The 26,158-nt window shown below is 30.7% G+C and carries 31 protein-coding genes and 1 pseudogene; 5 read left to right on the top strand and 27 right to left on the bottom strand.

Annotated elements, in window-relative coordinates; genetic code table 11:
• Positions 1–11 precede the first annotated feature (11 nt).
• The 3 genes from B5E79_RS03430 (at position 12) to B5E79_RS03420 (ending at position 2,854) form a co-directional block, all read left to right on the top strand.
• On the top strand, positions 12–1,181 hold the full coding sequence (locus B5E79_RS03430) for an iron-containing alcohol dehydrogenase (RefSeq protein ID WP_087296969.1): 1,170 nt from the start codon (positions 12–14) through the stop codon (positions 1,179–1,181).
• Positions 1,171–2,541, top strand: a complete 1,371-nt coding sequence (locus tag B5E79_RS03425) for an aldehyde dehydrogenase (RefSeq protein ID WP_087296968.1) — start codon at positions 1,171–1,173, stop codon at positions 2,539–2,541. Before B5E79_RS03430 ends, B5E79_RS03425 begins: the two co-directional genes overlap by 11 nt.
• Before the next feature lie 76 nt (positions 2,542–2,617).
• Entirely contained in the window at positions 2,618–2,854 is a 237-nt protein-coding gene (locus tag B5E79_RS03420; protein ID WP_087296967.1) for a TFIIB-type zinc ribbon-containing protein, read from the top strand.
• A gap of 43 nt (positions 2,855–2,897) precedes the next feature.
• On the opposite strand, the gene mscL is transcribed toward B5E79_RS03420, so the two are convergent.
• From mscL to B5E79_RS03320, 20 genes are all read right to left on the bottom strand, one after another.
• Positions 2,898–3,293, bottom strand: coding sequence for a large conductance mechanosensitive channel protein MscL (mscL, locus tag B5E79_RS03415; protein ID WP_087296966.1), 396 nt, complete (start codon positions 3,291–3,293; stop codon positions 2,898–2,900).
• 92 nt (positions 3,294–3,385) lie between these two features.
• Complete coding sequence (locus tag B5E79_RS03410; protein WP_087296965.1) at positions 3,386–4,816, bottom strand: polysaccharide deacetylase; 1,431 nt, start codon at positions 4,814–4,816, stop codon at positions 3,386–3,388.
• A gap of 61 nt (positions 4,817–4,877) precedes the next feature.
• Positions 4,878–5,657 (bottom strand): N-acetylmuramoyl-L-alanine amidase family protein, encoded by a 780-nt coding sequence (locus B5E79_RS03405; protein ID WP_087296964.1) that lies wholly within the window; start codon positions 5,655–5,657, stop codon positions 4,878–4,880.
• Between the two features lie 98 nt (positions 5,658–5,755).
• Entirely contained in the window at positions 5,756–6,064 is a 309-nt protein-coding gene (locus B5E79_RS03400) for a PTS sugar transporter subunit IIB (RefSeq protein ID WP_087296963.1), read from the bottom strand.
• An 87-nt stretch (positions 6,065–6,151) separates the two neighbouring features.
• Positions 6,152–6,559 (bottom strand): ATP synthase F1 subunit epsilon, encoded by a 408-nt coding sequence (gene atpC, locus B5E79_RS03395; RefSeq protein WP_087296962.1) that lies wholly within the window; start codon positions 6,557–6,559, stop codon positions 6,152–6,154.
• The gene (gene atpD, locus B5E79_RS03390; RefSeq protein WP_087296961.1) at positions 6,546–7,952 is read right to left on the bottom strand and encodes a F0F1 ATP synthase subunit beta; all 1,407 of its coding nucleotides are present in this window, start codon (positions 7,950–7,952) and stop codon (positions 6,546–6,548) included. Before atpD ends, atpC begins: the two co-directional genes overlap by 14 nt.
• Before the next feature lie 14 nt (positions 7,953–7,966).
• Positions 7,967–8,815 carry an ATP synthase F1 subunit gamma gene (atpG, locus tag B5E79_RS03385; protein WP_087296960.1) on the bottom strand — a complete coding sequence of 283 codons (849 nt, stop codon included), beginning with the start codon at positions 8,813–8,815 and terminating at the stop codon, positions 7,967–7,969.
• Positions 8,816–8,818: 3 nt separating this feature from the next.
• Positions 8,819–10,342, bottom strand: coding sequence for a F0F1 ATP synthase subunit alpha (gene atpA / locus B5E79_RS03380; RefSeq protein WP_087245152.1), 1,524 nt, complete (start codon positions 10,340–10,342; stop codon positions 8,819–8,821).
• 8 nt (positions 10,343–10,350) lie between these two features.
• Positions 10,351–10,881, bottom strand: coding sequence for a F0F1 ATP synthase subunit delta (locus B5E79_RS03375; RefSeq protein ID WP_087296959.1), 531 nt, complete (start codon positions 10,879–10,881; stop codon positions 10,351–10,353).
• Positions 10,881–11,384, bottom strand: a complete 504-nt coding sequence (gene atpF, locus B5E79_RS03370) for a F0F1 ATP synthase subunit B (protein ID WP_087296958.1) — start codon at positions 11,382–11,384, stop codon at positions 10,881–10,883. The genes B5E79_RS03375 and atpF overlap by 1 nt, the downstream gene beginning before the upstream one ends.
• Before the next feature lie 37 nt (positions 11,385–11,421).
• Positions 11,422–11,664 (bottom strand): ATP synthase F0 subunit C, encoded by a 243-nt coding sequence (atpE, locus tag B5E79_RS03365; RefSeq protein WP_087296957.1) that lies wholly within the window; start codon positions 11,662–11,664, stop codon positions 11,422–11,424.
• A gap of 57 nt (positions 11,665–11,721) precedes the next feature.
• Positions 11,722–12,387, bottom strand: coding sequence for a F0F1 ATP synthase subunit A (locus B5E79_RS03360; protein WP_087296956.1), 666 nt, complete (start codon positions 12,385–12,387; stop codon positions 11,722–11,724).
• Entirely contained in the window at positions 12,388–12,753 is a 366-nt protein-coding gene (locus tag B5E79_RS03355; protein WP_087245157.1) for an ATP synthase subunit I, read from the bottom strand.
• A gap of 163 nt (positions 12,754–12,916) precedes the next feature.
• Entirely contained in the window at positions 12,917–13,540 is a 624-nt protein-coding gene (gene upp / locus B5E79_RS03350; protein ID WP_087296955.1) for a uracil phosphoribosyltransferase, read from the bottom strand.
• 114 nt (positions 13,541–13,654) lie between these two features.
• The gene (locus B5E79_RS03345; protein ID WP_087296954.1) at positions 13,655–14,896 is read right to left on the bottom strand and encodes a serine hydroxymethyltransferase; all 1,242 of its coding nucleotides are present in this window, start codon (positions 14,894–14,896) and stop codon (positions 13,655–13,657) included.
• 2 nt (positions 14,897–14,898) lie between these two features.
• Complete coding sequence (gene rpiB / locus B5E79_RS03340) at positions 14,899–15,339, bottom strand: ribose 5-phosphate isomerase B (protein WP_087245160.1); 441 nt, start codon at positions 15,337–15,339, stop codon at positions 14,899–14,901.
• Positions 15,336–15,938 carry an L-threonylcarbamoyladenylate synthase gene (locus B5E79_RS03335; protein WP_087296953.1) on the bottom strand — a complete coding sequence of 201 codons (603 nt, stop codon included), beginning with the start codon at positions 15,936–15,938 and terminating at the stop codon, positions 15,336–15,338. Before B5E79_RS03335 ends, rpiB begins: the two co-directional genes overlap by 4 nt.
• Positions 15,939–16,046: 108 nt before the next feature.
• Positions 16,047–16,253 carry a hypothetical protein gene (locus tag B5E79_RS03330; protein WP_087296952.1) on the bottom strand — a complete coding sequence of 69 codons (207 nt, stop codon included), beginning with the start codon at positions 16,251–16,253 and terminating at the stop codon, positions 16,047–16,049.
• 594 nt (positions 16,254–16,847) lie between these two features.
• On the bottom strand, positions 16,848–17,873 hold the full coding sequence (locus B5E79_RS03325) for a zinc-dependent alcohol dehydrogenase (protein ID WP_087296951.1): 1,026 nt from the start codon (positions 17,871–17,873) through the stop codon (positions 16,848–16,850).
• 82 nt (positions 17,874–17,955) lie between these two features.
• On the bottom strand, positions 17,956–18,507 hold the full coding sequence (locus B5E79_RS03320; RefSeq protein WP_087296950.1) for a TetR/AcrR family transcriptional regulator: 552 nt from the start codon (positions 18,505–18,507) through the stop codon (positions 17,956–17,958).
• A 658-nt stretch (positions 18,508–19,165) separates the two neighbouring features.
• Between B5E79_RS03320 and B5E79_RS03315 the strand changes: the two genes are divergently transcribed.
• Positions 19,166–20,089 (top strand): alpha/beta hydrolase, encoded by a 924-nt coding sequence (locus B5E79_RS03315; protein ID WP_241147439.1) that lies wholly within the window; start codon positions 19,166–19,168, stop codon positions 20,087–20,089.
• Between the two features lie 52 nt (positions 20,090–20,141).
• Here the strand turns inward: B5E79_RS03315 and B5E79_RS03310 are convergent, their stop codons facing one another.
• The 7 genes and pseudogenes from B5E79_RS03310 to B5E79_RS03280 form a co-directional block, all read right to left on the bottom strand.
• Entirely contained in the window at positions 20,142–20,693 is a 552-nt protein-coding gene (locus B5E79_RS03310; RefSeq protein WP_087296948.1) for a DUF5714 domain-containing protein, read from the bottom strand.
• Between the two features lie 89 nt (positions 20,694–20,782).
• The gene (locus B5E79_RS03305) at positions 20,783–21,430 is read right to left on the bottom strand and encodes an ABC-2 transporter permease (protein WP_087296947.1); all 648 of its coding nucleotides are present in this window, start codon (positions 21,428–21,430) and stop codon (positions 20,783–20,785) included.
• The gene (locus B5E79_RS03300) at positions 21,424–22,290 is read right to left on the bottom strand and encodes an ABC transporter ATP-binding protein (RefSeq protein ID WP_087245852.1); all 867 of its coding nucleotides are present in this window, start codon (positions 22,288–22,290) and stop codon (positions 21,424–21,426) included. The genes B5E79_RS03305 and B5E79_RS03300 overlap by 7 nt, the downstream gene beginning before the upstream one ends.
• Before the next feature lie 3 nt (positions 22,291–22,293).
• Positions 22,294–22,668, bottom strand: a complete 375-nt coding sequence (locus tag B5E79_RS03295; RefSeq protein WP_087245850.1) for a GntR family transcriptional regulator — start codon at positions 22,666–22,668, stop codon at positions 22,294–22,296.
• 138 nt (positions 22,669–22,806) lie between these two features.
• A complete protein-coding gene (locus B5E79_RS03290; RefSeq protein WP_087296946.1) occupies positions 22,807–24,189 on the bottom strand; it encodes a leucyl aminopeptidase family protein in 1,383 nt (460 codons plus the stop codon).
• Between the two features lie 146 nt (positions 24,190–24,335).
• Positions 24,336–24,707 (bottom strand): hypothetical protein, encoded by a 372-nt coding sequence (locus tag B5E79_RS03285; RefSeq protein WP_241147438.1) that lies wholly within the window; start codon positions 24,705–24,707, stop codon positions 24,336–24,338.
• A 45-nt stretch (positions 24,708–24,752) separates the two neighbouring features.
• Positions 24,753–25,370: pseudogene (locus B5E79_RS03280) on the bottom strand (YczE/YyaS/YitT family protein).
• A gap of 101 nt (positions 25,371–25,471) precedes the next feature.
• On the opposite strand from B5E79_RS03280, the gene B5E79_RS03275 reads away from it, so the two are divergent.
• Positions 25,472–26,146, top strand: a complete 675-nt coding sequence (locus B5E79_RS03275) for a LysR family transcriptional regulator (RefSeq protein WP_087296945.1) — start codon at positions 25,472–25,474, stop codon at positions 26,144–26,146.
• Positions 26,147–26,158: the final 12 nt, after the last annotated feature.

Below are 26,158 nucleotides of genomic sequence, written 5' to 3'. Positions count from 1 at the left end.
GAGGGATCATTATGTATTTTGAATTTGTCAATAAAACAAAGGTATGTGCTGGGCAAAATGCTTTAAGCCAACTTGAATACGAATGTCAACAATATCATATGAAACATCCTCTAATTTTAACAGACCATGTTTTATATCAACTCAAATATGTTGATATTCTTACCAAACATTTATCATTAGATTATAGTCTATATACAGATATTCCTGTTGATTCTTCTATTCATACAATTGAAGATATTCAAGATTATTATATGAAAGAAAATTGTGATGGATTGATTGCTTTAGGTGGTGGAAGTGTTTTAGATACTGCTAAAGGTGTTTATTTGATGTTATCACAGGAATGTGAATCCATTGAAGATATTTTAGGTTTTGAAGATTTAAAACTTGGTCAAGATGTGCCATTCTTTGCTATTCCAACAACAAGTGGGACTGGTAGTGAAGCGACATGTGTCGCCGTAGTCAGTCATCCTGAAAAGCAAGTTAAACTGGAAATCATCTCACAGCATATTCAAAGTCATGTTGCTTTCCTTGATCCTGTTTTAACACAAAATCTTCCATTAAAAACAACAGCTTCTACTGGTATTGATGCTTTAACACATGCGATTGAAGCTTACACATGTTCACAAAAAAATCCTATCAGTGATGCCTATGCAATTTTAGCTATCCAAACCATATCACAAAATATTTTAAAAGTTGTTGAAAACCCTAAAGATGAAAACATTCGACTGAATTTAGCTTTAGCTTCTTATGAAGCAGGATGTGCTTTTTCAAATTCAATGGTTGGTATTGTTCATGCGATTGGACATGCTTTAGGAGCTGTCTGCCATGTAGCTCATGGAGATGCCATGAGTATGCTGCTTGTCCCTTGTATGCGTTATAATCTTGAAATCAATAAAGACTTATATGGGGATTTGTTATTATATCTTGGACAAAAAGAACTTTATAGTCAAACACCAAAGGAGCAGTTAGGACAAAAGGCGATTGATTATATTGCGCGTTTATTACAAACTCTACATGAAAAGACAAATCTTCCTGTATCACTGGAAAGTGTTGAAAGTTTGCCTGAAAATATCAATGAAGTGGCTGAGAAGGCTTTAAATGATGGAGCTTTAATAGTCAATAACAAATATGCAAATAAACAAGATATTATCAATATATTGGAGGGTCATTATGGATATTAAAGAATTAGTGAAAACTCAACGTGAATTTTATCAGACACAATATACTAAAGATATTAATCATAGAATACAAACTTTAAAAGCTTTGAGAACTTGGATTTTAGAACATCAAAATCGTATTATTGAAGCCTTGAAAAAAGATTTGAATAAAGATGCTGTCGAATCTTATATGTGTGAAATTGGTTTGGTTTTAAGTGAATTAAACTATCAGTTAAAACATATTAAAAAATGGAGTCGTAATAAATATGTCTGGACGCCAATCTCTCAATTCTATGGAACAAGCCTTGAATCTTATGAGCCTTATGGTGTGACATTGATTATGAGTCCTTGGAATTATCCTTTCATGTTATCAATTGAACCAGCAGTTGGCGCTATTGCAGCTGGAAATACTGTAATTATCAAGCCGAGTGCTTATGCTCCAAATGTTTCACATGTGATTAAACAAATGGTGAGTGAAAGCTGCGATGAAAGATATGTGGCAGTTGTTGAAGGTGGAAGAGCTGAGAATACGGAACTTTTGGAACAACGTTTTGATTATATTTTCTTTACAGGTAGTGTGAATGTTGGCAAACTGGTTATGGAAAAAGCGAGTCGTTATTTAACACCTGTAACTTTAGAATTAGGTGGGAAAAGTCCTTGTATCGTTGATGATGATAAGAGCTTAAAACTGGCAGCAAAACGTATTGCTTTTGGTAAGTTTTTAAATGCAGGTCAGACATGTGTGGCTCCTGATTATTTATTAATCAAAGACAAATATAAAGATCAGTTCATTCAATATATGAAAGATGCTATTCATGAATTCTTTGGTGATCAACCTTTACAAAATCCTCAACTTGTTAAAATTATTAATCAAAAACACTTTGATAGATTATCACATTTATTAGAAAATCAGGATATTGTCATTGGTGGTCATAGAAATCCAGAAACCTTACAGATTGAACCAACGGTTGTTGATCATGTTGATGGAAACAATCCATTAATGCAAGAAGAAATCTTTGGTCCTATTCTTCCTATCTTAACTTATCAAAACATTGATGAAGCTATAGCCTTTATTAATCAAAGAGAAAAGCCACTGGCTTTCTATATCTTCTCTCAAAATAAGGCGATTCAAAAGAAATTATTAAAACATTGTAGCTTTGGTGGTGGATGTATTAATGATACAATTATTCATCTTGCGACAAGTGAATTAGGTTTTGGTGGTGTTGGAAATAGTGGTATGGGATCATACCATGGTAAAAAGAGTTTTGAAACTTTCTCTCATACCAGAAGTATTGTCAAAAAGGCAACTTGGATAGATTTACCAATGCGTTATTATCCTTATAATTCAATGAAAGATAAACTGATCAGAATGTTTCTCAAATGATTTCACATATTGTTAATATTGATTTAAAATATAATATATATCATATATATAAATACAACATAAAGGAGGAAATATAATGAAGTGTCCTGTATGCAAAGATGTGACATTACTTATGTCAGAAAAACATGGTATTGAAATTGATTATTGTCCTGAATGTCGTGGAATTTGGTTGGATCGTGGGGAACTTGATAAAATTATTGAACGAGCTTCAGGAGAACAAAAACAGCATTCATCTAAAGATTATGAAAAATCACACAAAAAGAAGAAAAGTTCTACTTTAATTGATATTCTTGAAATCTTTGGTGGAGAATAAAAGCTGTCAGGGATAAGTGAAATGCTTATTCCGACAGCTTTTTTTAGTTTTCTAATTGTGATGTACAATGAGGACAACGTGATGCCTCAATATGAATTTCTGATTTACAAAACGGACAAATTTTCTTATCAGGAATAACTTCATCCTCTTTTTTACCAATACTCATGAGTTTATTCACAGCCTTCATAATACAAAATAAAACAAAAGCCATAATAAAGAAATTTACTAATGATGAAAGAAATGCTGATGCAAAACCTGCAATATCCTGTAAAGTATATATTTTTCCACCAGTGACAAAATTCAAAATAGGGTTAATAAAATTGTCAGTTAAAGAGGTCACAATGCCAGTAAAAGCTCCCCCTATAATAACCCCAATAGCCATATCCAGCATATTTCCACGTAAAGCAAACTTCTTAAATTCATTTATAAAATTCTTCATATCTTCACCTACTTTTTCATAGAATAACATATTCCAACAAGAAAATACAGAATATCTTATTGAAAAAAAGTCAAACAATATCATGTCTGACTTTAATTATTAACCCCATGATGTGGAGTAAATGATGTATCATCTATTCCTTTAAATGTATAACCTAATTTTTGATAATGTTCTATAATTTTTGGTAAAGCTTCTACAGTTGTTGATTTTGCAGCTGTATCATGCATTAAAAGATTAATATTTTTTGCTTTACTTGATGTTCCATTTTTCACTAGGACTGAAACAGCCTGATTGTTTCTTACAGCATCTGTTGAATCAGCATTCCAATCATAATACTGATAACCTCTATTTTGGACTTCTGTCACTAATGTTGTCATTAATCCTTTACAATAACTTGCTGATTTGGTATTAGAACTTCCCCCAGGGAAACGAATATATTTAGGTACAAAACCAATCTGTTCTTTAACCATTTGTCCAATTTTATTTAAATCATCAAAATAAGCATCCATTGATGAATAAACTTCCTTATAATCATGACTATAGGTATGTAATCCTATCGTATGTCCTTTTTCATAAGCTTCTTTAATATACTTATTACATTTTTTATTGTTACCAGTTACAAAGAATGTTGCTTTCGCATCATATTTATCCAATATATCAATAATTTTCTTTGTATTTTCAGATGGTCCATCATCAAATGTTAAATATACAATTTTCTCTTCACTTGATGGAACAGCCTTTGTCACAACTTTTTTCAACACTTTAACATTTCTAGTAAAAGTATCAGCATTACCACTTCTATCTTTAACTGTATATTTAACTGTATATGTTCCTGTTTTCTTCAAATCAACATCGCTGGAATCAACAGTGATTTTTGGACTAGGATCTCGATTATCTTTAGCAGTTAAACCTGAAAGATAATCAATATCTCCATTGACTTTTACAGTTAAATCATGTAATCCTGTTAATTCTGGTTTTTCAGTATCTTTGACAATATTGACTTCTATCTCTTTCTCTGTTTTATTACCACCTTCATCTTCCACAACAACAGTGACATTTTGTTTACCTTCTTTTGTAAAATCATAATCTTTTTTAAAATATGCTTTTGTTTTTGTTGCATCTTTAATGTCTGAAACAACATCTTTAACATCTACTTTCATACCAACATCTATATCTAAATTTTTAACTTTAAAAGTAGGTGCATGTGTATCTACAACTTTAACAGTTAAATCATATTTTTTATCATTTAATGCATACTGGATAGTATATTCACCTAATTTTTTTGTATTCACTTGACTTGCATCAATTTTTACATCGCTGCTTTTATATTTTCCATGTATCTCTTCTATATAAGAAGTTGGATCAATACTTTCATTTATTTCTACTTCAACCGGATTTTTCTTAAATGCAATCAAAGGTTTATTGAACATTTTAAAGATAAAAAACACAACTGTAACAATACATAATATTCCAACCAATAATATAGCTTTTTTCTTTATATCCTTTTTTAATTTTAGACTCATATATAACACCTTTCCACGCTTTTCATGATATCAAATTGTTTTGAATTTCTTGTGGATATTTCTACTTATTTGTATTATTTTGTGCTGAATCTTTTAAAAGATGAGTTTGAACTTCATCAATAATTCCATTTGCTATAGCTTCTCCCAATTTTTGTAATTTTTCATCATCACTCAAATAACTATAGTCATTTTTATTATTAAGATATCCCATTTCAATCAAAACAGACGGTACTGTATTATCTCTTAAAACTTGTAGAGATTTCCCTCCATCTATAATACCTCTTTTTTTTGAATAATTTAATGTTTCCATATGTTTTCCAATATTTTGAGCTAATGATTCGCTCTCATTATTTTTTTTATAAATTTCAAATCCAGAAACTTCATCAGATTCATCAAATGAATTCACATGAACAGATACAAAATAGTGTGCATTATTTTCAGCACTTGTCGCTGCTCTTTTCTTTAAATCTTCTATTTTATTATCCGATAAAGAGACATCACTTTCTCTTGTATAGACAGCCTTAATATTGGCTTCTTCTAAGGCTTGACCAATTGCTTTTGCAGTTATTAATGTTATATCCTTTTCTAAGACATCATTGACATTAGCGCCTGGATCCCAATCTCCATGTCCAGGATCTAACACAACTGTTGCTATATACTCTTTAACCTTTTCTTCCTCTTTTTCTTGGACAACTTCTTGTTGAACTTCAGGTTCTAATAAAGAAGAAATTGTATGAATCATCCAAGATGTTCCTTTATAAATACCAAAACATATAACTAATGCTAATACACAAACAATAATCACTCTATCTTTTCTAATTCTTTTCTTTTTTCTAACCACTTTTTCACTTCCTTTGCAATCGTTGTTATTTTATCATTTTTTGTCGTATAATCAAATGTTTTCCATAAAAAAATCATATTGACTCTCATCAATATGATTTATTTCTTTGATTCTATAAGTTGAATCGCTTCATCAAGAACCTTTTTCCCATTCATCATCCCATAATCTTTCATATCAATAACGGCAATAGGTTTATTTTCATCAAATAATGAACGAATATGTTCTTCCTGAAAACGAACTTGAGGTCCTAACATGATTGCATCAGCATCTTGACCATATTGAACTGTATCTGCAATTGGTCTGGCTTCAATATCAACATCTAATTGTCTTTTTTTAGCAGCAGCTAACATTCTTTCAACTAACAAACTTGTTGACATTCCTGCTGAACATACTAGTAAAATTTTCATAAGCATTCCTCCATTTATTATGATAACAATTTCAAAGGAAGTTGTAAAATTTTTTAATCAGTTTTTGAAAAAAACATAGAGATAACTCTATGTTTGATGTGTTGTTTTCACATTTATTCTTGTTATTGCTTTTTTCAATGCAATTTCAGCACGTAAAACATCAATGTCCTGTGGTGTTTTTAAACGATCCTCTGCTCTCTTTTTGGAATTTTGAGCACGTAATAAATCAATTTCATCACTTGATTCAATAGCACTTGTGATAATGGTTGTATCTTCTTCACCCACATAAACAAAACCACCTGCAATCGCAAAATAATGTTTATCATGATGAGAATCAACATAATTCATTTCTGATATATCTATGCTACTGGCTAGAGGAATATGATGGGCAAGTATACCAATTTGCCCTGTTGTTGTTCGTAGATTTAGCATTTCAACATCTACTTCCTGATAAACACCTTTAGGTGTTACAATCTTTAATTTAAATGTTGCCATCTGTTAAAGTTTTTGCTTTCTCAACTGCTTCTTCAATAGATCCGACATTATGGAAAGCCTGTTCAGGTAAATCATCCCATTTTCCTTCAAGAATTTCTTTAAATCCTTGAATTGTATCTTGTACACGAACATATTTTCCTTCTAATCCCGTAAACTGTGAAGCAACAGTAAATGGTTGTGATAAATAATTACGAACACGTCTTGCTCTAGCAACTGTGACTTTATCTTCTTCACTTAATTCATCCATACCTAAAATGGCAATAATGTCCTGTAAATCCTGGAATCTTTGAAGAATCTGTTGAACACCATGAGCAACTTCATAATGTTCTTTTCCGACAATCAATGGATCCAATGCACGTGATGATGAATTCAATGGATCAACGGCTGGATAAATACCCAACGCAGCAATAGAACGATCTAAGACAACTTTTGCATCTAAGTGAGCAAATGTTGTTGCTGGAGCAGGGTCTGTTAAATCATCTGCCGGAACATAAACAGCCTGAACTGATGTAATAGACCCTTTCTTTGTCGATGTAATACGTTCCTGTAATTGTCCCATTTCTGTAGCTAAAGTAGGCTGATATCCTGCTTGTGATGGAACACGTCCTAACAATGCTGACACTTCTGAACCTGCCTGAGTAAAACGGAAAATATTATCAATAAACAATAAGACATCCTGATGTTGTTCATCTCTAAAATATTCTGCCATTGTCAATCCAGTTAAACCTACTCTTAAACGTGATCCTGGCGGTTCATTCATTTGTCCAAAGACAAGTGTTGTTTTATTTAAAACGCCACTTTCCTTCATTTCATAATACAAATCATTACCTTCTCTTGAACGTTCTCCAACACCTGCAAATACAGATAAACCACCATGTTGCGAAGCAATATTATTAATCAATTCTTGAATTAAAACTGTTTTTCCAACACCGGCACCACCAAATAAACCAATCTTTCCACCTTTGATATAAGGACAAATTAAATCAATAACTTTAATCCCTGTTTCTAAGATTTCTGTTTCTGTTTTTTGATCAGCATATGTTGGAGCATTACGATGAATTGGCATTTTTTGAATATCTGAAGGTAATGCCTCTTTTTCATCAATCGGTTGCCCTAGTACATTAAACATTCTTCCCAATGTTTCATTTCCTACTGGTACACAAATAGGATGCTCAGTATCTTTGGCTTCCAAACCTCTTTTTAAACCATCAGTAGACCCCATCGCAATACAACGAACCACATCATCACCAATGTGTTGTGCGACTTCTACTGTCAATAATTCGCCATTATTATCAATTTCAATAGCAGTATTTAATGCTGGTAAATGTCCATCATCAAAAGCAATATCAACAACTGGACCTACCGCACGTACGATTTTTCCTATATTTGACATGCTGCACCTCCTTATTAAGCATTGGCTCCTGCCACGATTTCACTAATTTCATTCGTAATAGCACTTTGCCTTGCCTGATTATATTTCAATAATAATTCTTCTATTAAATCTTCTGCATTATCTGTAGCATTTTCCATAGATGTTCTTCTTGAAGCATTTTCACTTGTCACTGATTCTACCAAATATCCATAAATAACTGACTGTAAATACATAGGTATCAAATCATTCAAAACAGCTTCTGGACTTGGTTCAAATAAAGTCGCTTTTTTAGTTAAAGTCATATTTTCAAAATCCTGTGTATGAACAGGCAATAAATCCATCACACATGGCTGGAATGTCAAGTTATTAACAAACTTTGTATAAATCATTTGAATACTTGCAATCTCTTGATTTTGATAACGTTTTGTTAATTCATGAACAAGTCTAATGACATCTTTGAAATCTAATGTTGAATTTAATTCTACATATTGTGAATGATAGTCAATATGATGATGTGCTAAATAGCTTGCACCTTTACTACCAATCATATAAATTTCATCATCTGGCTTTAAACATTCAACCATGGTTTTAAAAACATTTGCATTATAACCACCACATAATCCTAAACTTGACGTGACAATAATATAAATATGTTTTCCTGCCTGATTTTCTATTAAATATGGACTTTCCACCATACCTTTATTGCTTTCTAAGATTTGTCCTACCGTTTCTTGAATTTTACTATAGTAAGGTCTTAATTCATCCATCTGATTTCTTGCTTTTCTCAACTTAGAAGTTGCGACAAGCTGCATTGCTTTTGTAATTTTCTTTGTTGATTCAACGGATTTTATACGTCTTTTAATAGACTGCATATCATTAGCCATAAACTAACCTTCCTTATTCACTTTTAAGAAATTTTCTACAAAAGCATTCATGACATCTTTCATTTTTAAAGATAATTCATCGCTGATTGATTTTTGTTGTTGAATATCTGTTATCATTTCAGGATGTTGATTTTGAATATTTTGATAAAGTTCATCCATGAATTGATTGATTTTAGCAACTGGAATTTGTTTTGTATAACCATATTTTAAAGCAAATAATGTGATAACCTGCTGATCTACACTACGTGGAGAATATTGAGCCTGTTTTAAAACTTCTCTCACTCTTTGTCCATGTTCCAAAGTTGCTTTTGTCGCAGCATCCAAATCACTACCAAATTGTGCAAATGCCTGCATTTCACTATATTGTGCAAGTTCTAATTTTAAAGAGCTTGATACTTGTTTCATAGCCTTAATCTGTGCTGATGAACCAACACGACTGACAGATAATCCAGTGTCAATAGCCGGTCTTATTCCTGAGTTAAATAAATCCTGTTGTAAGAATATCTGTCCATCTGTAATAGAAATCACATTTGTTGGAATATATGCTGAAATATCCCCTGCCTGTGTTTCAATAATTGGTAAAGCTGTAATTGATCCTCCCCCATGTTCATCATCTAAACGACAAGCTCTTTCCAGTAATCTTGAATGTAAGTAGAATACATCACCTGGATAAGCTTCACGTCCTGGTGGTCTTTTTAATAATAAAGAGACTGTACGATAAGCAACCGCATGTTTAGATAAATCATCATAAACAATCAAGACATCTTTACCTTCTTCTAGCCATTCTTCTGCCATAGCACATCCTGCATAAGGCGCAATATATTGAACAGGAGCTAATTCACTGGCCCCAGCAGATACAACAGTTGTATATTCCATTGCTCCACCTTGACGTAATTTTTCAACAATTTGAGCAACAGTAGAATTCTTTTGCCCAATAGCAACATAAATACAATAAATATTCTGTCCTTTTTGATTTAATATTGTATCAATCGCAATAGCTGTCTTTCCTGTTTGTCTATCACCAATAATTAACTCACGTTGACCTCTACCGATAGGAATAATTGCATCAATACATGTAATTCCTGTCTGAAGTGGCTGATCAACAGATTTTCTTGTCATAACACCTGGTGCAATTTTTTCAATAGGACGTGTATGCTGATAAACAATTTCTCCTTGTCCATCAATAGGTTGTCCTAATGGATTGACAACACGCCCTAATAATCCATCACCAACAGGAACTTCAATAATTCGTCCTGTTCTTTTGACTTCATCGCCTTCTTTGATAGAACCTTCATCACCAAGTAAAACAGCACCTACAGCATCTTCTTCTAGATTCATAACCATTCCATAAACATCGCCAGGAAATAACAACAATTCTCCTAACATGGCATTATCTAAACCATGAATCAATGTTACACCGTCACCTACTGTCATAACAGTTCCAACATCTTTTGATTCTATTTGATCTGCAAAATGTTTAATCTGTTCCTTAATTAACGAACTAATCTCATCTGGTCTTAAATCCACACTTTCACCTACTTTCTTAATAATTCCTGTTTCAATAACCCCATCTTATAAGATATAGAATTATCATATACATGATGATCAATCTCAACTTTAATTCCACCAATTAAAGATGGATCGATCGCTTGTTTTAATAAGACTTTCTTGTTTGTCTTCATAGACATGGCTTCTTGAATTTTCTCTATTTCTGCTTGAGAAAGTTTGTAAGCACTCCATACTTTTCCAACTTGAATACCCAAGTATTCATAACATAAATTTTGAAATTGATGACAAATCAAAACAATATATTTGATTCTTCTTTTTTTAATCAGCAATAAAAGAAATTGATAGACATATGTTTCAATTTGTCCTTTTAAGCATTGATTCAATACCTGATATTTATCTTCATCATGAATCGCAACATGACTAAAAAACTGTAAAATACTTTGATCATGAAAGATATCTTCAACTTTCTCCATATCTTTTTGATATGTTTTGACAGCATTTTCCTCTTTTGCTAAAGCAAATAATGCTTCAGCATATCTTTTTGCAATGGTATCCATTAATGAACAACCTGATCAACAAAATCTTCTACCATTTGTTGATTTTCCTTTGAATTCATTTCTTTACTCATTACTTTTGTTGCTGCCTCAATAGCTATATTAACCATTTCTTTCTTCATGTCTTCTCTAGCCTGTTGTTTTTCAACTTCAATTTCTCTTTCTGCCTGTTCTAGCTTACGAGCAGCTTCTTCTTTTGCCTTTGCAACTAAATCTTCATGAATTTTTAAAGCATCATTTTTAGCCTGTTCAATAATATCATGATACTCTTTGGCAGATTGACGTGCCTGTTCTTCACTTTCTAACATAAGCTGCTTTGCTTTTTGCTGAGATGTTTTTGCATCCTGAATTTGTGATTCGATAAAATCAGCACGTTTTTGAAAATACTTTTGTGTTGGAGCCCAAAAGAACTTTCTAAAAATAATCAATAAAACACCTGTGGATAATAATTGAATCACGATTGTCGCAAGATTAGGGAATAATTTCCCTGCAACATCAATACTCATTGTATGCCTCCCTTCTTATAAAAAGCCAATCACCTTTTTATAAATATAAAGCTGGGAATACGAAAATTAAAATAATTGAAATCAATAATCCATAAATAGCAACTGTTTCAGTTAATGCGATACCTAAAATCATCATTGTTCTGATTTTACCTTCAGCTTCTGGATTTCTACCGACTGCTTCAACTGCTTTACTTGCAGCAATACCTTCACCAATACCTGTACCTAAACCTGCACATACTGCAATTCCTGCAGCGATTGCAACTAAACCTAAATCTGTCATATTTTATTTACCTCCATTATATTTTTTTAATTATCAAAACTATATTTATAGTTAAGATCAATCTTCATTTTCCATCATGATTAATATAGATGAAATTGTTACAAACACTAATGTCTGAATAACACCAGCAAATAAATCAAAATAAACATGGAACACTGGCGCAATAACTGGTCCTAAAAAATTAACTGTCGTTGGAATAATTAAACTTGATAACCAACCTGTAAACTGATAAAGCAACGACATTAAAATACTACCACTTAAAATATTACCAAAAATACGGAATGATAACGATATTAAGGGAGCTATTGTTCCAAAGATATTCGTTGGTGGCCAAACATTACCCTTGATATATTCTTTAATTCCTTTTTTTCGAATTGCGTTAAACTGTATCAAAACAAATGTAATAATTGTCATAGCCAACGTAATAGAATAATTGGATGTTGGTGCATCAAAACCAATTAATCCACTAATATTAGCCACGATCAGATAACAAAACAGCATTGCAAAATAAGGATAATAGTTCTTTTCAAAGCGACTAGGCATAATTGATTTCAAATAGTTATAAATCATTTCTACACCTGTTTCAACGACCAGAACTAAACCTTTAGGTCTCTTGGTTGCATCTGCTAATGCAATCTTTCTTCCTGCATAAATAAAAAAGACTGCTAACATGGCTATGATAATTAAAGAAAATATCAATTCTGTCTGAATCACTATATGCATCTATTTCATCTCCTTTCTTGTTTTTAAATTTAACCAATGAATTGTGATAGGTGTAATCAAATAACCAAAAAACACACTCAAAAGATGAACGTATTCTTTCCATATAACAGCTATCATAAATCCTACAATCATCAAAAATAATTTTAACATAAACATCAATATAATTAATAAAATATGATGTCCTTCCTGTAAAATTGTATGACTAAATTTAATTGTCAATATAAAATTGATATAACAAATGATATATCCAACAATGACTCCTAAAGGATAGGCCATATTCTTCAATATTAGACCTATCAAACAAAAAAAGAGCAACATGATTAAAAAGATTTTTTTAGACTCTGTTTGAACATCTTTTTCATTCACATTGCTCACTCCTTATTTTAACACTATCTTGATTATACCGTGGATAATCAAAAATAACAAATCTTTTGATTGCAAGATATAGTTCAAAAGTCATTTCTTTTTAGTATTTGTCAAGATAACTTAAATCATACCATTATTCACACTATACAATTTTGACATATAGCTAATCTGTTCCAAACAAACGATCTCCAGCATCTCCTAATCCTGGCACAATATAGCCTTTATCGTTCAGTTTCTCATCTAGTGCTCCAACAATTAAATCCACATCAGGATGCTCAGTTTCAATCACCTGAATACCTTCTGGAGCAGCCACAAGACAAGCAAATTTAATATTTTTAGCGCCTCTTTTTTTAATGTTTGTAATAGCAGCACAAGCACTACCACCTGTTGCTAACATTGGATCAAGGACAATCACATCAGCTTCTTTTAAACATGAAGGAAATTTAGCATAATATTCCTCTGGCTGTAAAGTTTCTTCATTTCTTGACATTCCTATATGTCCAACTTTGGCTGTTGGTATCATTGTTTTAAAACCATCAACTAAACCAAGACCTGCTCTTAAAATAGGAACCAAAACAATAGGACGGACTAATTTTTTACCAGTCATAGAACATATTGGTGTTTCAATTTCAATATTTTGTAATGGTAAACTCTTTGTCACTTCATAAGCCATTAACATCGCAATTTCATCTAAGTTCTGTCTAAATTCTTTTGTACCTGTTTCTTTATTTCTCATAATGGTCAACTTATGATCAATAAGAGGATGATTTAAAATAATTGTTGCCATTTCTAATCCCTTCTTTCTTTCATTTCTAGTATCATTATATCAAATTATCCCTATAAAGCCTATCTTTATCCATCTTCATGATCAATAATCAAAAAAGAGAAGATTAAACTTCTCTTATTTCAAATATGTTTTATCTTGATACATTGTCACTTTATCAGTTAATGCTTTTACTCTTTTTAAACATTCTTCTTTAACACTATCTGTTTCATCATTTTTTAAACGATACGCAATAATTTTACCAACTTCTCTAAAATCATTTTCATCAAAACCTTTTGTTGTCATCGCTGGTGTTCCTACACGAATACCACTTGCTTTAAAAGGTTTCTCAGTATCAAATGGAATCGCATTTTTATTAGCTGTAATATGAATTTCATCAAGCAATCTTTCCGCTTTTTTTCCACTCATGCCACAACTTGCTTTAACATCAATTAAAATTAAATGATTATCCGTTCCATCAGCCACTAATCTAAATCCTTCTTCTTTTAAAGATTGTTCTAATGCTTTGGCATTTTTTATAATCTGGTTTGCATAATCTTTAAACTCTGGTTGTAAAGCTTCATAGAAACATGCGGCTTTCGCTGCGATAATATGCATTAATGGACCACCCTGCATACCAGGAAAAACAGCTTTATCAATCGCTTTTCCTAATTCTTCTTTACACATAATGACACCACCACGTGGTCCTCTTAATGTTTTATGTGTTGTTGTTGTGACAACATCAGCATAAGGGAAAGGTGAAGGATGTAAACCAGCAGCAACTAAACCAGCAATATGTGCCATATCTACCATAAATAAAGCACCATTTTCATGAGCAATCTTGGCCATATATTCAAAATCAATAATTCTTGAATAGGCACTTGCTCCTGCAACAACTAACTTTGGTTTGATTTCTTCGACTTTTCTCTTATATTCATCATAATCAATCGTTTCTGTATCACGAGAAACACCATAACTATAAAATTCATAATTGATTCCTGAATAATTGAGTGGATGTCCATGTGTTAAATGTCCTCCATCAGCAAGTGACATTCCTAACACTTTATCCCCATGATTTAATAATGCCAAATAAACAGCTGTATTGGCTTGAGCCCCACTATGAGGCTGAACATTTGCATATTCACAGCCAAATAATTCCTTTAAACGATTGATTGCTAAAGTTTCGACTTCATCTACAAATTGGCATCCTCCATAATATCTCTTACCTGGATATCCTTCTGCATATTTATTTGTTAAAACACTTCCAGCTAATTCTAATATCTCTTTGGAAACAAAGTTTTCTGAAGCAATTAACTCAATATTATTTCTTTGTCTATTGAGCTCTCTTTCAACACTTTCAAAGACTTGTTCATCTCTCATCTTTATTCACTCTCCAAAGCCATCATCTTGGCAATTCTTTGATCATGTCTACCACCTTCATAATCAGTATGTAGCCACGCATTTAAGATTTCTAATGCTAAACCTTCTCCAATCACTCTTTGCCCCATTGCTAACATATTTGTATCATTATGAGCTCTTGTTGCTTTGGCACTGAACACATCATGAACTAATGCACAACGAATACCTTTGACTTTATTACATGTAATAGAAACACCAATACCTGTACCACAAACGACAACACCTTTTTCACATTCTCCATTTGCGACAGCTTTGGCAGCTTTGGCAGCATAATCAGGATAATCACAGCTTTCCTCATTATATGTTCCAAAGTCTACAACTTCATATCCTTGTTTTTTCATTTCTTCCATTAATACATTTTTTAAACGATATCCCCCATGATCACATGCAACTGCTATTTTCATTTTATTGCCTCCTCTATCTGTTCTTTTGTTATTTTTCCAGCTCTTAATATTTTGATTTCATCTTGACTCACGTCAACAACTGTACTGGCAATGTTATCAGATGTTTTACCATCAACGACTAAATCAATACGTCCATCCAATTGATTCAATACTTCTTGAGTTGAAGTTGTATTAGAATGTTGAGATAAATTCGCACTTGTGACTAACATAGGTCCTACCTTTTTTAATAAAGATAAAACAAATTCACTATCTGGAATACGTATTCCTATGGTTGATTTTCCATTTGTCATGCTATCACGAACAGATTCTTTTTTCTTAAAAATCAACGTAATCATTCCAGGCATAAATTGATCAATCATCTTTTGTGCCTGTGGACTAATGTAAGCATACTGAGAAATATCTGCTTTATCCGCAACCATCAAAGTAATCGCTTTAGAATAATCTCTATTTTTTGCTTCCATTAAACGCTCTAATGCTTCTTCATCATCAAAATGAATACCTACGCCATAAACTGTTTCAGTAGGAAAAGCCACAATACCACCTTTTTGAATCACATCACAAATTTCATTCATTTGATTTTCTAATACAACTTTTGTCATCTTCATCACCTTAGCTGATATTCTAACACAAATGCCTTTAAAATTATACAAATATCACTTGAAAATAAAAAATAGGCGATAGATTCTTTATTTTCTATCGCCTTATTATTATTCTTTTGAAATATTTTTAAGTTCTTTGATCCATCTCATACCTTTTTGAATCACTTTCCAATAAAATAATCCTAGACCCCAAATCAAAACAAACACACCACTATAAATAAAAACTACTGAAAATGAAGAAAGCGTATATTCAGCTAATGAACCACCTAAAATCATTAAAACCCCTAGCCCAAAAATTTCTATTAATTTCTTCATAAAAATCTTCTCCTCTTATATATCATAACAAAAAGATATGGAAACATTATGACTAAATCTGTGACTTGATAACTTTCCATTCCTCTTCTAGCATTGACATCAAAATATCATCTACATACTGATTGCCAACTTTAATAGCATCTCTTAATACACCCTCATGTTTAAAGCCTACTTTTTCATAAGTATGAATAGCTCTTTGGTTGAAGACAAAGACATCTAAAGAAACATGATGTCATTTTAAAATAACACTTTTTCAATAATATGCTCCCTTTAATCAAAGAAAATAAAATCATAATGATCTTTTGCTTCTACAAAGCGAATAACTTCATCACGCTTATAAGATGATGGGCTCTCAATAAATTTTATAATTTATAAACCCCATATTTTTTATAAAGTCTTGCTCTTTTCAGTTTATTCAATATTCATTTTTTATTGTACAATGACTCTTTGTAAATGAGGAATTATGAGCATGCTTTTTTATTTGAAATATTTTCTTCATTTTCAATATGATATTCTATATATGAATTTGTAAAAGAAAACCCATATGATATTTTCACATGGGTCAAAATTATTATTTATTTGTATAAGATTATTTTATAGTTCGTAATCAATAATAACTTTAATTCCTTGTCCTGAAGCCGCAAATTCTAATGCTTTACTGATATCTTCATGTTTAAATTTATGTGTCACCATAATAGAAGCAATTGGCGTTTTTTTATTTAATATATGATCAATAACTTCAACAATTGTCTCATGCGTATAACCTTGAGAACCATAAATAATTGGTTGGGCTGCAATAAAAGGTCTTCCTTCTAATTCAACCTTTTGGAATACTGAGATTATTGCATATTTTGTATGATTTCTCGCATAATTAAATACTTCTGATAATAATGGTGGAGCTCCTGCTGCGTCTACATACATATCCACATCAGGAATTGGATCATAACTTGGATAAGTACCAAAAATCTCTATTAATTTATCCTTCAAATTTTCAGTAGAGGTATTAATTGTTTTTACTCCTAATAATGCTGCTTTGGATAATCTCAATTCATTTCTATCTACGACAACAACATTTTTTATACCTCTTCCAAGCAATCCCGCAGTAGCTCCTAATCCAATAGGACCTGCACCTAGCACAACAATCTTGTCGTCAAGTTTAGGATTAAATGCTAATGCTCCTTGGGCTCCAACAGACATTGGTTCAATAATAACCGCTTGATCTAAATCGACATCATCATCAAGTGGGTATAGATTCACACCAATTTTTGCATTTTGTACCAAAGCATATTCAGAAAATGCCCCTGCCATAGTTGAACCAGCAACTCCATACGGTTGACTCATGACAGGATCAACAAATACTTTTTCTTCTAATTTAATATCATCAGATACATTTTTTCCTTTTTCGACAACAATACCTACAAACTCATGCCCAAATTGTGATCCGGGAAATACACCATAGTTTTCACCACCATGATAATAGATACCAACATCAGAACCACAGATTCCAGCTCTTAACACTTTCACAAGAACATCATTTTCTTTGACTTCTGGAATAGGTCTCTCTTCAACAGTCACATTTTGAACAGAATTATAAATTGCACATTTCATCATTTTTGTCATAAAAACATCCTCCTTAAAAATATTTTAACAAAATAGATTAAGTGTTCAATTTACATTTTCTATAAAATGTGTAATATCAAGACTACCAGTTTGTTTTTTTATTAATGATAGACTCATGCATATTTTCGTAATTTTTATGTGAATCAAGATAGACTTCAGTCATAAATTCAGGCGATTCTACCATCCCATTATTTAACCATTTCTTGAGAAGCATCACTTGAGTAGAAGCATATTTATATGATAAATAATCTAATTTGATTTGATCTTGAATAATATCTTTATATAAATAAGAAAATACTATTTGATTTCTTTCAATAATTGTATCAAATAAAGAATTTTGTTCATCATCTTTTATAGCAACGATGAAAAAGTTTTTGTTTTTAAAAAAAGCTTTATAAATCTCTGTAATAAACATTTCTGTAGTCATTTTTTTATCAAAACATTCTTTAATTGTACTTTCTATAGTCTCAATATATATATCTTCTGTTATAGATTGTCGATCTGCATAATAATTATAGAAAGAACGTCTTGATATTTTGGCTCTTTTTACAATATCTTTGACAGAGATTTTAACCGTTTGTTTTTCAATGACCAATGCAATAAAAGCATCTTTAATTTTTTCTTTTGTTGTCATATATAATCATCCTATATTTCATTATTACTATTTTTCTATTTTCATCATATAAATTATTTTAAAAGAATATTTTGGATAAATTCCAGTTAAAGAACTTTTTCATCTCATCTTACTAAAACTATATTCCTTAAGACAAAACTATCTAAAGTTTTAAGATGTTTTTTTAGTTAAGTCAACAGCAATTCATAAAACATCATTGATTAATTGTTTTTCTATCTCATCAATCATGAAGCTTCTCTTTTTAAAAATTCAATTTCATTATATGATTATATTATTTTTTAAAGAGAAGAATAATATAAATTGATAAAAAAATAGAAATCAAATGAAAAGATAGTTAGAAATACCTATTGTATTGTCGCTAATTATACATAGTATTTATATATTTATCTTTCTATATAACTACTATTTTAACACTATTCTCAAATTCCATAAATATAAAAAGCATTTTTATTCATTGTTTATATATTCTTACTTTATACTAAAATGTAAATTTCAATCATCTTTATAAGATTCATCAGTATCTTCATTTTTTGATATTCTTAAAATATATCCATCTTTTTGATACATTATATTTTCACTACCTATATTAATTATAGTTGAAAAAGAGTATTATTTTCGTATAAATTTATGTTATAATATTATCATTAAGAAAGGAATGATGATATTGAAAAAGAAAACTCTTGCTTATGGTGCTTTAATATCTGGAGCTATTATTGGTTTTGTTGGAGTCACTGCAATTGATTTTGCCTGTCATAAAAGCACACCACTTAATAAAATGAAACCAAAAGTTGATCCACGTATTGAAAAATATCTTCCTTGGTTAAAACAACAACATTTTGAAACATGGGAAATGACTTCAAATGACGGTTTAAAACTCAAAGCTAAATTTTTAAAAGCTGATAGAGATACAAATAAAGTATTAATTGCTGTTCATGGTTATCGTTCATATAATTTAAAAGAATATGCCTATTATATTAAATTTTATCATGATCTAGAATTCCATATTTTATTACCAGATAATCGTGCTCATGGAGAAAGCGAAGGAACATATATTGGATTTGGATGGTTAGATCGATTAGATTGTATTCAATGGATTCATCAGGTTAAAGATTATTTTCATAAAGATTTACAAATTGTTTTACATGGTATATCAATGGGAAGTGCCACTGTTCTCATGGCTAGTGGTGAAGAACTTCCTGATGATGTCAAATGTATTATTTCTGATTGTGGATTTACAAGTGTTCTTGATGAATTTAAACATGAACTTCATCAAAGACATATTCCTGCTTCTCTTGTCTTACCAACTGCAACTTTATTAAGTAAAAAACGTGTAGGATATAGCTTCAAAGAAGCTTCAACAATTGAACAAGTTAAAAAATCTAAAACACCAACTTTATTTATACATGGTGATCGTGATAATTTTGTACCAACCTATATGGTTTATGATCTTTATAATGCATGTAGTGCTGATAAAGATTTATTGATTGTTGAGGGAGCTGGTCATGCGCAAAGCTATTTGGTTGATCCTCAATTATGTGAAAGCACAATTATTGAATTTATGAATAAATACGTTAAAGAGTAAAAAATGACTGATTTTCAGTCATTTTTCTTTTAATAATAAATTCTTATATCTGTTAGTGATGATAAAATGGACATCTTTCTTTGATACATTGTTGATTCAAATGAGAAAACTCACATTTTTCATCAGTATCTTCTAATAGAATACCATACGTTTCTTCAACGAATTTGATAGCTGTTTTTAACGAAAGATAAGCATTTCTTTTACAACATCTTGGTCCTCCAATTTCAGCTATGTTGCCAAGTGCTAATGAAGTCAATTTTAAATTATCTTTATAATATTCATTGTCAGATAAAGGAGTTGTCTGATGAATAATAGCTAAAGCTGCACCAACAGAAGCACTTGATCCACAAATTCCCCATTGTCCACAAGTTGCTCCTGGCATTTTCTTTCCTCTGATTTCTAATTCATCTAAGGCTTTTGGAAAATCAAATTCAACTCCTACATTATGCATAGCAGTCAAAAAAGCAAAACCATCAATGATATGATGAATAGGTCCATGGATTGGTATATTTTCAATTTTCATCAATTTTTTCACAATTTTTATTGGATTTTGACTTGCTTCTTTTAAACATATATCTTTTATCATTTGCATATTTTCATCCATAAATCTCACCTCTCTCTTTATTGTATATAAACATTCTTAGACATTCAATAAATTCAAAAATAAAAAGATGAAATCATTATAATTCCATCTTATGAATGTTTTCTTTTATAAATAGAAACACATATCAAATAACTAATAATATTTAATATAATTGCAAGAATACTTCCAATTATGATAATAACATACATTGGTAATGATAGTAAATAATCTACTGTAAAAGCAAAATGTAAAATAATATAAGCAAATGAAAATGTAATCACAAAAATCATATAAACAACAGTTCCTTTTTTACTTCCTAACCAAAAGAAACCTATACTCGTTAGTGAGTTCATAATAAAGGAAAGAATAAATCCTAACATCCATATGAAAAATGAATTTTGAACGGATGTCACATGATAAACACCAGTAAATAAACAGACAATAGGTAATGAAAGACATAATTGTACGAATAATGTAAATAAAATAGTAGATATAAATTTAGCTTGAACAATTTGTTCTTTTGTGATAGGAAATGTTAATAATATCTTATCATATTTGGATATTTCATCTTGCTCCATAGAATACTGTAATATTGAAATGCCAATCATTGGAAAGGCAACAACAATAAGAATCATACTATAAATACTTTTCATTAAAATTAATATAGCGATTAAACATAGAGATGAAATAATCATACCTATTAGATTTTTCTTGATAAAAAAACTTTCATAACAATCTTTAATCATAATTCCTAGCATTGTTTTTTCACCCCTTTGGCATAAAATAACATAATTTCTTCAATAGTCGGTCTACTTATTTCTAAATCCTTAAAAATTTCTTGAATTTGTTGTCGATTTTGTATCAAAATAGATACGCTATAAGGTTCAGTTATATAACTGACAATATCATCATGAGATAACGTATCAAGCAAATTTTGATTCCCATGAATAATCCCATAATTTTCTTTCATATCATCATAAGTCTGCATAAATAGACATTTTCCCTGATGGATATAAACAATATAATCAGCTATTTTATCTAAATCACTGGTAATATGTGAAGACATAATCACTGTATGATTCTCATCTTCAGTAAAATCTCTAATTAAATCTAAAATTTCATCACGAATAATAGGATCTAATCCACTAGTTGCCTCATCAAGAATAAGCAATTTGGCATCATGACTAAAAGCTATAGCAAATTCAAGTTTCATTTTCATTCCTCTAGAAAAGAATTTTAATTTCTTATGATAAGGTATATCAAATTGTTTTAAATATTTTAAATACAACTCATGATTCCAATTTCTATACGTATGACTTAAAATACGATCAATCCATTGTGCAGTTAATTCAACATCATAATGTGATGTTTCAAAAATAACAGCTAAATCTTCTTTAATCTCTTTTTCATATTGATGAAAATCTTTTCCAAAATAAGATAATTTCTGATATTGAGATTGAACAATTCCAAGTATAGCATTGATAAAAGTTGATTTTCCTGCCCCATTTTCACCAACAATACCTACAATTGTTCCTTTAGGAATATTAATTGATATATCTTCTAATATAAAATCTTTATATTTCTTTGTTAGATTTTTAATTTCAATAGCATTATCCATAAACTATTTCTCCTTGTCTATTTCCTCAATCATTTCTATTAATACTTTTTGAGAAATGCCACTTTCCTGAGCCAATGAATATGCATCTTTAATTAAAGATTTGATTCTTCTTAAATTTTCTTCACGAATAAAATCTTGGTTTTGACTTGCAACAAAAGCTCCTTTTGCAGGAATAACAACAATAAATCCATCTTTAGATAACTCATCATAGGCTCTTTGAGTTGTAATAATACTGACATGTAAATCCTTTGCTAACTTGCGCATAGACGGCAAAGAATCATTTGGTTTCAATTGGCCATTCATAATCATTGCTTTGATTTGAAAGACAATTTGTTCGTAAATAGGCTTTGAACTTGTTTGGCTTAATATAATTTCCATGCATCTTCTCCTTGTAATCATATATACTGTACATATCTTACATATACAGTATATATGATTTTTCTATATCTGTCAATACTGTATATATACAGTAAAAACAAAAAAAGAATGCTTATTTTCATAAACATTCTTAATCTTTTATTTTATAAATTCAACAACACTTCTTATCATGGCTCCTGTTGCACCAGTACCATCATTGTCCGCTGTTCCTGCAATATCTAGGTGAATCCATTTTGTACCTTCTTCTACAAAAGCATTCAAGAAATTAGCCGCAATGCTTGCTCCTGCACCAGGTTTTCCCATAGAATTTTTGAAATCTGCGCTATTTGATTTAATTTTTGCAAAATATTCATCATCCATTGGTAATCGCCATCCCTTTTCATCAGCTGCTTTCATGGCTTGTTCAAATTCTTGATAATAGGCATCATCATTAGCGAAAACACCTGTATAAACATCTCCTAAAGCAGCTACGCATGCTCCTGTAAGAGTCGCTAAATCAATAAGATGAGTAGCTCCTAGTCTTTGTGCATACGTGATAGCATCACATAAGATCAATCGTCCTTCTGCATCTGTGCTTACGACTTCGACTGTCTTTCCTGATAGTGTTGTGATGACATCCTGTGGTTTATAGGCTTTTCCATTCACCAAATTCTCTGTCACTGGAATGATTCCATAAACATTTGTCTTAGCTTGGATGCCAGCAAGAATCTTCATGATTCCTAAAACATCTGCACCTCCACACATGTCATACTTCATGCCATAGCTGTTTGATTTCAGGTTGTATCCTCCTGAATCAAATGTGATTCCTTTTCCTATCACGGCTTTATGCGGTGCATTTCCATTATGCGTATACTTCAATACAATCATGTAGGCTGGTATATGACTTCCCTGATTGACGGACAGAATGCCTCCTGCTTTCATTTCCTCCAAGGCACTTTTGTTGAGTATTGTATATTCAATGTTATACGCCTTAGCCAGTTCGACAGCTTCTTTGACCATGTCTTCTGGTGTCATCAGATTAGATGGTGTATCAGCAAGTCTTCTGGCATAGTTGATGCCTTCTCCATAGATTCTTCCTGTTTCGATATCCTTTTCAACATATCCTGATGATACAATATCCAAATCAGCTATCATTTTCACATCATGTCCAATCTTGCATTCCTGATACTGGGCAATGATATGTGATTCTACCCATATTCTGACAAAGGCATGCTTGTCAATACCTTCATCAAGATGATCAGTCATCAGCTGAACAGGCTCGTTAATATTTTTTGAAATATTCAAAACTAACTTTCTAAGTCTGGCAGTCGTCAGTTCACTGACATCACCAAGTCCCACAAAAAGAATATAAGGGAAATCATATTTTCCAAGTGTATAGACTTTTGTTGAATGATTGAAGTCTTTATTAATGATTGTGTTGATATCATATCCTAAGGTATCACATATATCATTCAAGACACTTTGATGGTGATAAATCGGATAAATCATTATTTTATTGTCTGGTTGTTTTAACTGTTTCATGAAACAATCCTCCTTATGATATATATCATATCACTTTTTGATAACGAAATAAAATAATTCATTAATTTTACCCTTAATCCTATAATATTTGCTTATTCTCTTATTTTTTAAAGAGAATAAAAAAATATGAAACATATTGTTTCATATCAAAATAGCCAATCCCATATCAAGGATTTTGTTTCTATATCTTCAGTTGTTTCACAATAATTGACCTTTAAATCTCCTGTTAAAGTTTTCCCTTTTCCTTTTCCTAAAACAATAGTATAAACACCCTGTTTAAAGGTTGCCTGATAATCACTCTGGTGATCAGCTAAAGCCTGATCTGGATTATCAACCCCTTTGACCCATTCTTTATAATCTGTTAGTAATTGATTTTTTATATCATACATGTCTTGAATATCAGTTTGATGATAACTGTTAGATATAATTTTATATTTAGGAACGTCACTTTTCGCTTCAACACTGACACATAACATGCATACAAGTATAATAAAAACGATTTTTTTTATATTGTTCATATTGTTTATCACCTCATATGTGAATTATGAACACATATAAAAACTTTATACCTCAATAAATAATCTTTTTTGAAGAAGATATTGCCAGACTTTAATAAGCCTACCAATCATAACTGCTGAAATGATAGTTCCTATACCTATTCCCATAATAGGATTATGTGTTATCCAACTTAAAACAAGCGAACATAAAATCATAGAAATATCAAACATATTTTTGACATTATAGAAAGGATAATGGAAAACTTCACTTATTGTTTTCACAATGCCATCGCCTGGATTCAATACAAAGTTTGTTTCACTTGTCAAATAAACGCCTAAAGAAATACAAAGTAAAGCGATACATAATAGTAACAGTGAATGTATAAAAGATGATGGTGTTATATGAATGATATAATCATAAAAATCATTAAGATAACCAAATACAAAAGATAACGGTATTTCTAAAAGGTATTCCTTAGTTATTTTCTTTGATAATAAACATTGTATTCCAACAAACACTATATACCAGATAATAGAGGCTGTTCCTCATGATATATGAAATATTTGACTTGTTGTATAAATGGAACTTGATAAAGCAGCAACTCCCAGTCCTGTAGAAATATTCAATACAATTCCTAATGCTAAAAAATTTAAACCAATAATATAAATAATGATTTTTTTCATAATCTAACTCCTTCAATTTATACTTATTTTAATCAATTTATTATAATTGTCTAATATAAAAATAATATAATAACTAAAAGTTATAATAAAGGAGTTTTTCTATGAATATTCAACAATTAAAATGCTTTGTCAAAGTTTCTAAAACTTTAAACTTTACAAAAGCCAGTCAAAATCTATTTATTTCTCAAACAGCTGTTAGTAATCATATTAAACATTTAGAAGAAACACTTGGTTTTCATTTGTTTATAAGAAACAAAAAGCATGTTCAGTTAACTCAACAAGGAAAAATCTTTTTAAAAAGTGCTCTTAAAGTCTTGGAAGCAAATCAAGAATGTTATCAAACGATTCAATATTTACATCATGAAAATTTTGGTCAATTAAGAATTGGATATTTAAAAGGTATTGAACATTGCATTATGATTAAAAATATTCAGAATTTTTATCAACACAATAAACATATGGATATTCAGCTTTATCGTGATTCTAGACAAGAAATTGAAGAGCTGTTAAAAAATCATAAAGTCGATTGTGTATTTACTGCTAGAGTTGGTCATGATCCTATTCCTTTTGAAGATCAGTCTGATTATCTCCATATTTATTCTTATCCATTTGTTGTTGCTATGAATAAAAATCATATTTTATCTTCATATCCTTCTTTAGACTATTTTGATATAAAAAAAGGACAAAATAAATTTTGTCCATGGCGATTAATCATCTTTGATGATTATCGCTTTTTTGTATTGTATAATCATCTTAGGTGGTGTTCTTATGATTGATCTCTCTACTCC

Source organism: Massilimicrobiota sp. An134 (genome assembly GCF_002160815.1).
Taxonomy (GTDB): Bacteria; Bacillota_I; Bacilli_A; order Erysipelotrichales; family Coprobacillaceae; genus Allocoprobacillus; species Allocoprobacillus merdigallinarum.
The sequence above is the reverse complement of the archived record's forward strand: the minus strand, read 5'-3'. Positions and strand labels throughout refer to the sequence as shown.